This window comes from Dehalococcoides sp., from assembly GCF_041654235.1.
In the GTDB taxonomy this organism is placed as follows: domain Bacteria; phylum Chloroflexota; class Dehalococcoidia; order Dehalococcoidales; family Dehalococcoidaceae; genus Dehalococcoides; species Dehalococcoides mccartyi_B.
On record NZ_JBAZDW010000047.1, the window covers coordinates 1 to 9,200 of the forward strand.

At 49.3% G+C, this 9,200-nt stretch carries 12 protein-coding genes and 1 pseudogene; 4 read left to right on the top strand and 9 right to left on the bottom strand.

Annotated features, from left to right (window positions below; translation table 11 throughout):
• Positions 1-34: 34 nt before the first annotated feature.
• From WC259_RS06215 to WC259_RS06230, 4 genes are all read left to right on the top strand, one after another.
• Complete coding sequence (locus WC259_RS06215; RefSeq protein ID WP_372643638.1) at positions 35-358, top strand: hypothetical protein; 324 nt, start codon at positions 35-37, stop codon at positions 356-358.
• 71 nt (positions 359-429) lie between these two features.
• Positions 430-1,284, top strand: coding sequence for an NAD(+)/NADH kinase (locus WC259_RS06220; RefSeq protein WP_015406952.1), 855 nt, complete (start codon positions 430-432; stop codon positions 1,282-1,284).
• Complete coding sequence (locus WC259_RS06225; protein WP_011308979.1) at positions 1,268-1,744, top strand: N-acetyltransferase; 477 nt, start codon at positions 1,268-1,270, stop codon at positions 1,742-1,744. The genes WC259_RS06220 and WC259_RS06225 overlap by 17 nt, the downstream gene beginning before the upstream one ends.
• Before the next feature lie 16 nt (positions 1,745-1,760).
• Positions 1,761-2,291 carry an NUDIX hydrolase gene (locus WC259_RS06230; protein ID WP_011308978.1) on the top strand — a complete coding sequence of 177 codons (531 nt, stop codon included), beginning with the start codon at positions 1,761-1,763 and terminating at the stop codon, positions 2,289-2,291.
• Here WC259_RS06230 and WC259_RS06235 read toward each other — a convergent pair.
• From WC259_RS06235 to WC259_RS06275, 9 genes and pseudogenes are all read right to left on the bottom strand, one after another.
• On the bottom strand, positions 2,288-2,629 hold the full coding sequence (locus tag WC259_RS06235) for a histidine triad nucleotide-binding protein (protein WP_011308977.1): 342 nt from the start codon (positions 2,627-2,629) through the stop codon (positions 2,288-2,290). The genes WC259_RS06230 and WC259_RS06235 overlap by 4 nt on opposite strands.
• A 1-nt stretch (position 2,630) precedes the next feature.
• Entirely contained in the window at positions 2,631-3,200 is a 570-nt protein-coding gene (locus WC259_RS06240) for a Fe-S-containing hydro-lyase (protein ID WP_012984200.1), read from the bottom strand.
• Positions 3,200-4,041, bottom strand: a pseudogene (locus tag WC259_RS06245) (fumarate hydratase). The gene WC259_RS06240 and the pseudogene WC259_RS06245 overlap by 1 nt, the downstream one beginning before the upstream one ends.
• A complete protein-coding gene (locus WC259_RS06250) occupies positions 4,042-4,413 on the bottom strand; it encodes a hypothetical protein (RefSeq protein WP_011308974.1) in 372 nt (123 codons plus the stop codon).
• Positions 4,414-4,435: 22 nt separating this feature from the next.
• Positions 4,436-5,359 carry a malate dehydrogenase gene (mdh, locus tag WC259_RS06255; protein ID WP_078986791.1) on the bottom strand — a complete coding sequence of 308 codons (924 nt, stop codon included), beginning with the start codon at positions 5,357-5,359 and terminating at the stop codon, positions 4,436-4,438.
• Between the two features lie 79 nt (positions 5,360-5,438).
• Entirely contained in the window at positions 5,439-6,518 is a 1,080-nt protein-coding gene (locus WC259_RS06260) for an isocitrate/isopropylmalate dehydrogenase family protein (RefSeq protein WP_372643645.1), read from the bottom strand.
• Between the two features lie 14 nt (positions 6,519-6,532).
• Entirely contained in the window at positions 6,533-7,036 is a 504-nt protein-coding gene (locus WC259_RS06265) for a 3-isopropylmalate dehydratase small subunit (RefSeq protein WP_011928856.1), read from the bottom strand.
• A complete protein-coding gene (locus WC259_RS06270) occupies positions 7,036-8,289 on the bottom strand; it encodes a 3-isopropylmalate dehydratase large subunit (RefSeq protein ID WP_062900237.1) in 1,254 nt (417 codons plus the stop codon). Before WC259_RS06270 ends, WC259_RS06265 begins: the two co-directional genes overlap by 1 nt.
• 22 nt (positions 8,290-8,311) lie before the next feature.
• Positions 8,312-9,200, bottom strand: an 889-nt coding sequence (locus tag WC259_RS06275) for an acyl-CoA carboxylase subunit beta (RefSeq protein WP_372643648.1), incomplete at its 5' end; no start/stop codon positions are given.

A 9,200-nucleotide genomic window follows, 5' to 3' on the forward strand; every position in this document is an offset into this window, starting at 1 on the left:
ACTTAGTATTTGATTTTGAACCTGCGGGAGCATTATGAGAATTGGTCCTATAGAAATACTCTTGATAGGCGGCCTGATAGCCATAGTCTGGGCAGTCAGCAAATTCGGCAAGCTGGGTAAAAAATCAGATACCACTGAAGATGCCAAATCTAAACCGGCTCGGGTTGCCCCCAAAGCGCCTCCCCGCAGCCATACATCATACCGATTGCAATATCTGGGTATTATCGTCCTGTTCGGCGGCCTCCTTCTGGGCGGCATCAGTTTCCTGCTGGTTAAACAACTGGCATCCGGGATTGTCTTGGGTGTGGCCATTGCCGGTATCGGCCTTTTGCTGCTGTTTTTCTCCAGGCGCAAGTAAACTTTCCTCTGTTTGACACCCGCACTTCGGGTTGTTACACTCATTTTGTCTTTATTTAAGGATATTCTGTTATGTACAAAAAGATTGGCATTATATATCACCCATTAAATCCGGCTGCCTGTGACCTGGCTATTAAGCTGGCCGCCAAGCTGGATGCACTGGGAATTGAAAACTGGTCTGATTCTGCCTGGCAGGCGGATAAGCTGACTTCCAAAATGCAAAATACCCAGCTTATTTTGACTACCGGCGGTGACGGCACTATTTTACGTACCGCCCATGCCATATTGCCCCTTGAAATACCCATTCTAAGTGTAAATCTGGGTAAAGTGGGCTTTATGACCGAGCTTTCGCCTGAAGATGCCATTTCAGGGCTGGAAAAAGTACTGGCAGGTGACGGATGGATAGATGAACGCAGCCTGCTGGAAGCCGAATATTTACCCCATGACTCCGCTCAAAGCCGGCAGTTTTTCGTCATGAATGACGCCGTAGTAGCCCGCGGGCAAGTTGCCCGGGTTATCTGCGTTTCGGTAGATATAAATTCACAGCCTTTTACCACTTACAAAGCTGACGGAGCTATTGTATCCACCGCCACCGGCAGTACCGGTTATTCTTATGCCGCCGGCGGGCCTGTCCTCCAGCCAAACTCGGCAGATATTATCCTGACACCTATTCTGCCCCATTTGGGACGGGGTTACAGCCTGGTGCTCCCGTCTGACAGTACCGTAGATTTGCAGGTAAATACCTGGCATGAAGCTACTCTGAGTATAGATGGCTTTATCAATATGCAGGTATCAAGCGGAGACACTCTGCGTCTCAGGCGAAGCTCAAAGAAAGTAAAATTCATGAGGCTACGGCCGAATAATTATTTTTACAAAGAGCTTGATACCAAACTGAAAGGTAATAACGAAAGTGTATACGATAGATAAAGCCACCATTAAAGACGCCACTACTATTCACAAGCTGGTAAACAATTTTGCTGACCACGGGCAGATGCTGGCCCGCTCTCTGGCTGAAATATATGAGAACCTGCGGGACTTTTATGTAATCCGCGGTGATAACGGCGAGGTAATTGCCTGTGCCGCCCTGCATATCAGCTGGGCAGACTTGGCAGAGGTAAAATCTCTGGCGGTTTCCGAGGAACGGCATCGTCAGGGGCTTGGAGAAATGGTAGTCAAGGCTTGTCTGGAAGATGCCAAAGCCCTTCGGATACCCACCGTTTTCTGCCTGACCTATAAACCGGCTTTCTTTTTGAAATGCGGTTTCCATGAGGTGGAGAAAAATGCGCTGCCCCATAAAATATGGGGGGAATGCTACCGCTGCCCTAAATTCCCCAATTGCGATGAAACTGCCATGATGTTATCACTGGCCGAAGTAAACTCCGTATAAACTAGGAGATCCGATAATGGTTGAAAAGATTCTTTCAAGCCACTATATATACTGCGGAAATCTGGTTAAACTCCGCAAGGTTACCGTGGAATTGCCTTCGGGTAAAACTGCCCCGCGTGAACTGGTGGAGCATAACCCCTGCGTAGTGGTAGTGGCGCTTGACACAGACGGCAAACTGCTGATGGTAAAACAATACCGCCTGGCAGCTGCCCAAGACATGTTGGAGCTGGTGGCAGGCAGTATGGATAGCGGGGAAACCCCTGAGGAAAGCACCCGCCGTGAACTGCGGGAGGAAGCCGGGTATAAACCCAATACCCTTAGAAGGCTGGGCGGATTTTATTCATCACCCGGTTTTCTTACCGAATACTTGTATGTGCTGGTAGCAACAGACCTTGAATATGCACCTTTAACCGCCGAAGATACCGAAGATATAGAAGTCTTCCGCTATACCCCGGCAGAGGTAAAAGCCATGATTGCCAATCAGCAGATAACAGACTCCAAGACACTGGCCGGATTAATGCTGTATTTCAGCCAGACTTCCGGTTAACCCAGCTGTCCGCCAAGCTGGCGGCCACCTAAAAGGTGCAAATGCAGGTGCTGGACTACTTGTCCGCCCTCACGCCCGCTATTAATCACCAGCCTGTAACCGCTTTCGGCAATATCCATCTCACGGGCAAGTTTACCTGCCAGCAAAATCATTTTACCTGCCAGTTCGGTATCAGCCTCGTCCAGATCAGTCAGATTGGCAATATGCCTGCGGGGAATAATAAGTATATGCACCGGTGACTGGGGGTTTATATCTTTAAAAGCCACCAGATCTTCATCTTTATAAACTATCTGAGCAGGTATTTCCCCTTTGGCTATGGCGCAAAATAAACACCCCATATCAGGCCTCCTTAGTACCAACTACCCGGTAAAGAGATTGTCCAAGGGTAAAGGCGTTGTTCCCCTGTGAGTCAATAGCTACGATAGCCGGAAAATTTTCCACCGTGAGTGCCAATATAGCCTCAGCCCCAAGCTCAGGATAAGCAACCATCCGGCTTTCCTTGATACACTGGGAGAGGAGTGCCCCCGCCCCGCCTATGGAAATAAAATAAACCACCTTTTTATTTACAATAGCCCAGCTAACTTCGGCTGAACGGTTACCCTTACCGATAATAGCCCGTAACCCGGCATCCAGCAGTTCCGGAGTATAAGGGTCCATTCGGCTGCTGGTAGTAGGTCCTGCGGAACCTATAACTTCGCCCGGTTTGGCAGGCGAAGGCCCCATGTAGTAAATAGTTTGACCTTTTAGGTCAAATGGAAGTTGCTTGCCCTGCTTCAGGGTTTCTACCAGCCTCTTGTGGGCGGCGTCACGAGCAGTGTATATAACACCGGAAATCAGTACCCTATCTCCGGCCTGCAGTTTTTCCAGTTCAGAGGGATCAAAAGGAGAATTTAGTTTTATACTTGACATCAAAGCACCGCCTCACCATGACGGGCACTATGGCACTGCAGGTTACCGCCACCGGCAAACTGGCAATATGGGTAGGTGCAGTCTCAGCCATTACCCCCAGAGCCGTTACTCTGCCGCCTAAACCCAACGGACCTATACCCAGTTTATTCACCTGCTTGAGCACTTCTGTTTCCAGAGCCGCCACTTCGGGGTCAGTATGGGTTATGCCAAGCGGTCTAAGCAGGGCCTTCTTGGCCATGAACATGGCCTTTTCCGCCGTTGCCCCCACCCCCAACCCGATAATAATAGGCGGACAGGGACTGCCGCCGGCTTTTTCCACTGTTTCCAGCACCGCCTCTATCACCCCTTCACGCCCTACACCGGGCTTAAGCATGAAAAGGCGGCTCATATTCTCCGCACCGCTTCCTTTAGCCATGAAACTAATCTTCAGGCGGTCTCCAGGGACTATTTCAGTGTGAATAACCGCCGGGGTATTATCGTTAGTATTTATACGTTTTGAAAACGGGTGGCTGACAATGGATTTCCGCAGATAAGCCTGCTCGTAGCCCTGCCTGACACCCAGGTTTATGGCATCAGTAAAGTTACCCGTTACGTGCACTTCCTGACCCACCTCAGCAAAAACAATGGCTGTGCCGGTATCCTGACAGAGGGGTATTTTCTTTTCTTTGGCTATGCGGGCATTTTCCAGCAAACTTTGAAGTATATCCCGCCCGGCAGGAGACTCTTCGGCTTCATATGCTTTATGTAAAGCCGTTAAAATATCCTCACCCAGCTCTGTACTGATTTTTACAATCAGTTCCGCCAGAACCGCACTTATTCGGGATGCAGCTATTTCCCGCACTTATTTACCCTCTAGATACTCACTGGCCTTGACGAACAGGTCTCCGGCTTGTTTCATCTTGTAAGCGCCTTCTTTGCCTTCTTCGCGGTTTTGTTCGGTAAGCAGTTTCACATAGTGGCTGCAGGCTTGTTGATAAAGGTGCATGGCCTTTTTATATGAATCACGGGCATTTTTAACATTCTCAGCTTCGGGTTCGGGCAGGGTATCAAACCTTTCCAGAGCGGGAGGCAGGCTTTCCTCCGCCTCTTTCAAAGCGGCAATCTTTTCTTCCAGATTGCCGTTTATAACTACATCTTCAAGCTTGTAAACTGTATCATCCAGCTCGGTTTTCAGTTTTAGAAAAGCATCCAGAAATTCTTTATCTTTACTCAATGTATTGTCTCCTTTAAACTTATTAAAGTGAAAGAGAGGCTATCTGCACCTTTACCATTTCGGCAGAAGCCTGAAGGCGGGCATTTTCCTGCCCGTCCAGCGGCAGGGTGATAATTTCCTTTATACCGCCTTTGCCCAGCTTTACCGGCACACCCAGTACAATATTTCTCAGGCCATACTCTCCGTCCAGCACCGCAGCACAGTTCATAACCTTGCCGCTGCCTAGAAAAATAGCCTCTACCATGGCGGCTACTGAAGCAGACGGGGCATAAAAAGCACTGCCTGTTTTAAGGAAAGCCACAATCTCGGCACCGCCGTTAACCGCCCGTTTGGCCAGTTCATCCGCCTTTTCAGGCGAGACTAGTTCAGACAGGGGTTTACCGTTTACCAGTGTAAAGCGGGACATCACCACCATACTGCCGCCGTGTTCACCCATTACGCAAGGGCTGACAGCCGAAGGGTTTACCCCAAGCTCACGGGCTACGAAGGTAGCCAGACGCCCTCCGTCCAGCACCCCCGAAAGACCCACTACCCGCTTCCGGGGCAAACCGGAAAGTTTCCATGCCAAATAGGTCATGGTATCCACCGGATTTGAAACGACCACCAGCGTTGCTTCGGGGGAATATTTAAGGCAGTTTGAAACCACATCAGTCATAATCTTCTGGTTTATGGCCAGCAGTTCTTCACGGGTCATGCCCGGTTTGCGGGCAATGCCGGCGGTTATCACCACTATCTCCGAGCCAGCTGTTTCGGCATAGTCATTACTGCCGGTAATGGTGTGGCGAAAACCCAAAACACTAGCGGACTGGGAGATATCCAGAGCTTTGCCCTGGGGAATACCCTCCACCACGTCCAGCATGACCACATCTGCAAAGTCTTTTTCTATAAGGCGTTGGGCCAGAGTAGCACCCACATTGCCGGCACCTATTACACTAATCTTGGGCATATGTTTTCTTCCTCACCTGTTATCACTGCGGGTAAATAAGCCTACAGGTACAATACCCGTAAACCTTTAGCCGTATTTATTATTTCATTTTGGCTATTATGGCATCTGCCACCTGCGAAGTACCCACTGCCACTGTCTGTTTGTCAGGAGAAAGCATATCGTAAGTAACACTCTTGCCTTCGGCAATAACCGCCGCAATAGCATTTTCCAACTTGTCAGCAGCCTTCTCTTCCTTCAGATAGCGGAGCATAAGTACACCTGAAAGCATCATAGCCATGGGATTTACCTTGTTCAGCCCCTTGTACTTGGGGGCAGAGCCATGGGTAGGCTCAAACAGGGCGTATTCATCACCGATATTGGCACCCGGTGCAACCCCCAAACCACCCACCAGTCCGGCACACAAATCAGATAAGATGTCTCCGTACAGGTTGGGGCAGACCAGTATATCAAACTGGGTGGGGGTTTTAACCAGCTGCATAGTCATATTGTCTACAATCCGGTCTTCAAACTCTATTTCAGGGTATTCCTCCGCCACTTTGCGGCCTACAGCCAGAAACAGCCCGTCTGAATATTTCATAATATTGGCCTTGTGGACAGCAGTTACCTTTTTGCGGTTGTTATCTTTGGCATATTTAAAAGCCCAGCGGAATATGCGTTCGGTACCAAACACACTGATTGGTTTTATGCTGATACCCGAATCAGTCCGTATTTCCACCTTTTTATTTTCTTTAATAAACTCAATAAGCCTTAGGGCTTCGGCACTGCCCTTTTCAAACTCAATACCGGCATACAGGTCTTCCATGTTTTCCCGCACTATGACTATATCCACATTGTCATAACGGGAGGGAACACCGGGATAGGTCTTACAGGGGCGAAGGCAGGTATACAGATTAAGGGCTTTACGCATACCCACATTTACGCTTCTGAAGCCTGAGCCAACCGGGGTGGTTACCGGCCCTTTTATGGCAACCTTATTTTTCCTGATGGATTCAAGCACCATATCCGGCAAGGGTGTGCCATATTCAGCCACCACGTCCGCACCGGCATTTACCACTTCCCAGTTAAACTTAACACCAGTAGCTTCCAGCACCCGACGGGTAGCTTCAGATATTTCAGGACCAATCCCGTCACCGGGTATAAGGGTTACATTATGATACATCAAAATAAAACTCCTTAAACTTCGTTCAGTTTGAAATCACCGTATTTCTTTATATAGGGCATAACCCCGCCCTCATCAAGTATCTTCAGCATAGCGGGAGGTATTTTGCCAAATGTCAGCTCTGCTCCGTTGGTACGGTCATATATCTTGCCGCCATCAAGGTCTACTTCCAGTTCGTCACCTTCGGCAATTTTATCGGTATCACATATAAGTATCGGCAGACCCAGATTTATGGCGTTGCGGAAGAAAATGCGGGCTACTGACTTTGCCATTACCGCACTCACTCCAGCCATCTTGATAATCAGGGGGGCATGTTCACGGGAAGAACCCAAGCCGAAGTTATTGCCCGCCACCACAAAATCACCCGGTTTTACCCTCTGGGCAAAAGTGGGGTCAGCGTCTTCCAGCACATGCTTGGCCAGTTCCGGCAGGTTGCTCCGCAGGTGCACCAGCCTTCCGGGTGCAATATGGTCAGTGGATATACTATCACCAAACTTAAAAGCCTTGCCCTTAAGCATTACATTACCTCTCTGGGATCTGAAATTTCACCTTTGATGGCAGATGCGGCAGCAGTTGCCGCACTGGACAAATAGATAAACCCTTCGGGGTTACCCATACGGCCTTTAAAATTGCGGTTGGCAGTGGAAAGGCAAACTTCGCCGTCTCCCAGCACACCCTGATGGACGCCCAGACAGGCACCGCAACCGGGCGGCATAATATTAGCCCCGGCCTGTACCAGTATTTCTATATAACCCAGACGGATAGCTTCCAGATATATTTTTTGTGAGGCAGGCGTGACTATAAGACGGGTTTGGGGATGGCGTTTGCGGTTTTTAAATATAGCCGCCGCCACCGCCAAATCATCCAGACGCCCTCCGGTGCAGGTACCGATAAATACCTGATCCAGTTTGGTACCCTTAAGTTCACGGGCAGTAGCAGTATTATCCACGGTATGGGGTTTGGATATGGTGGGTTCAAGGGCGGTAGCATCTATTTCTATTACCCTTTCGTACACTGCATCTACATCAGCCGCCAAAGGCTGGTAGTCAGCCTCACGCCCCACCGAACACAGGTATTCAAGTGTCTGGCGGTCAGACGGGAAAAGCCCTACTTTAGCCCCGGCCTCAACCGCCATATTGGCAATAGTCAGCCTTTCGGCTACCGTCATATTGTTCACAACATTACCGGAAAACTCCAGAGCTTTATAGGTAGCCCCATCCGCCCCGATAAGTCCGATAAGATGCAAAATAAGGTCTTTTGCGTAAAGCCCATGCTTGAAACGCCCGCTGACTACCACTTTAATAGTCTCCGGCACCCGAAACCAAGTCTTGCCCAGAGCAAAAGCCACCGCAATATCAGACGAGCCCATGCCGGTAGCAAAGGCACACAAACCTCCGGCGGTAACCGTATGGGAATCTGCCCCTACAATCACATCACCCGGTCTGGCCAGCTTTTCAGCCACCAGCTGGTGGCAAACTCCCTCGCCTACATCAAAAATAAGGGCTCCGGTATCCCGGGCAAATTTGCGAAGCAGGATATGGTCTGTTGAGAGCTGTCTCTGGGGGCTGGGTGCGGCATGGTCCAGAAAAAGGGCTGTCCGTGACGGATTAGCCAGTTTGGTAAAGCCGTTGTCCCAAAATTCCCTGACAGTCAGAGGGCCGGTGGTATCCTGAACAAATGCCAAGTCCACCATGGAGACTACAATGTCTCCGGCACTGGCATCACTGCCAGATTTCAGGCTGAGTATTTTTTCTGCTAGTGTTTTCCCCATGTTTTGTTTATGCAACCTTCCTTTACAAAGGTATATTCCCATGTTTTTTGGGAGGATTTACCAGTATTTTATTCTCAAGAGAGCGCAGGGCTTTTATAATTTTGCTCCTGGTATCAGCCGGATCAATTACATCATCTATATAGCCCAGCTGAGCCGCCTGATAAGGGTTGGCAAAGTGTTCCCGATATTCTTCAAGCAATTTCTGCCTGGTTTCTTCCGGATTGGCAGATTCGGTAATAGCCTTGCGGGATACGATATTTACTGCCCCTTCCGCCCCCATAACCGCCACTTCACTGGCCGGCCAGGCATAGTTTACATCTCCCCGCAGGTGCTTACTGCTCATCACAATATAAGCACCCCCGTATGCTTTGCGGGTGATAACCGTTATCTTGGGTACGGTTGCTTCCGCATAAGCATAAATAAGTTTGGCACCATGCTTGATAATACCGCTATGCTCCTGGTCTGTACCCGGCATGAAACCCGGTACATCCACAAAGCTAACCAGCGGTATCTCAAATGCGTCACAAAAGCGGATAAAACGGGCTGCTTTGAGTGATGCATTTATATCTATAACACCGGCCATATGCGAGGGTTGCTGGGCAACAATACCCGCAGGCTGCCCGCCCATCCGCACAAAACCGACAATTATATTCTGGGCATAATTTTTGTGAACCTCAAAAAATTCTTTTTCATCAGCTACTTCGGTGATAACCTTTTTCATATCGTAAGCCCGCTTGGGATTGTCCGGTATTATATCCCTCAGATCACGGGTCTTGCGTTCCTCGTTGTCCTTGTTTTTACCCCGTGGAGGTTTCTCGCGGTTGCTCTGGGGCAAAAAACCCATCAGTTCTCTAACCTGCTCAAAACACTCTTTTTCATTTTCGCACAGGAAATGGGCTACCCCGCTTTTC

Excerpts from the sequence above, each read along its gene's own strand:
- WC259_RS06215 (WP_372643638.1), top strand. The coding sequence starts at position 35 with ATGAGAATTGGTCCTATAGAAATACTCTTGATAGGCGGCCTGATAGCC.
- WC259_RS06220 (WP_015406952.1), top strand. The coding sequence starts at position 430 with ATGTACAAAAAGATTGGCATTATATATCACCCATTAAATCCGGCTGCC.
- WC259_RS06260 (WP_372643645.1), bottom strand. The coding sequence starts at position 6,518 with ATGTATCATAATGTAACCCTTATACCCGGTGACGGGATTGGTCCTGAA.
- WC259_RS06270 (WP_062900237.1), bottom strand. The coding sequence starts at position 8,289 with ATGGGGAAAACACTAGCAGAAAAAATACTCAGCCTGAAATCTGGCAGT.
- WC259_RS06240 (WP_012984200.1), bottom strand. The coding sequence starts at position 3,200 with ATGTCAAGTATAAAACTAAATTCTCCTTTTGATCCCTCTGAACTGGAA.
- WC259_RS06230 (WP_011308978.1), top strand. The coding sequence starts at position 1,761 with ATGGTTGAAAAGATTCTTTCAAGCCACTATATATACTGCGGAAATCTG.
- WC259_RS06235 (WP_011308977.1), bottom strand. The coding sequence starts at position 2,629 with ATGGGGTGTTTATTTTGCGCCATAGCCAAAGGGGAAATACCTGCTCAG.
- mdh (WP_078986791.1), bottom strand. The coding sequence starts at position 5,359 with ATGCCCAAGATTAGTGTAATAGGTGCCGGCAATGTGGGTGCTACTCTG.
- WC259_RS06265 (WP_011928856.1), bottom strand. The coding sequence starts at position 7,036 with ATGCTTAAGGGCAAGGCTTTTAAGTTTGGTGATAGTATATCCACTGAC.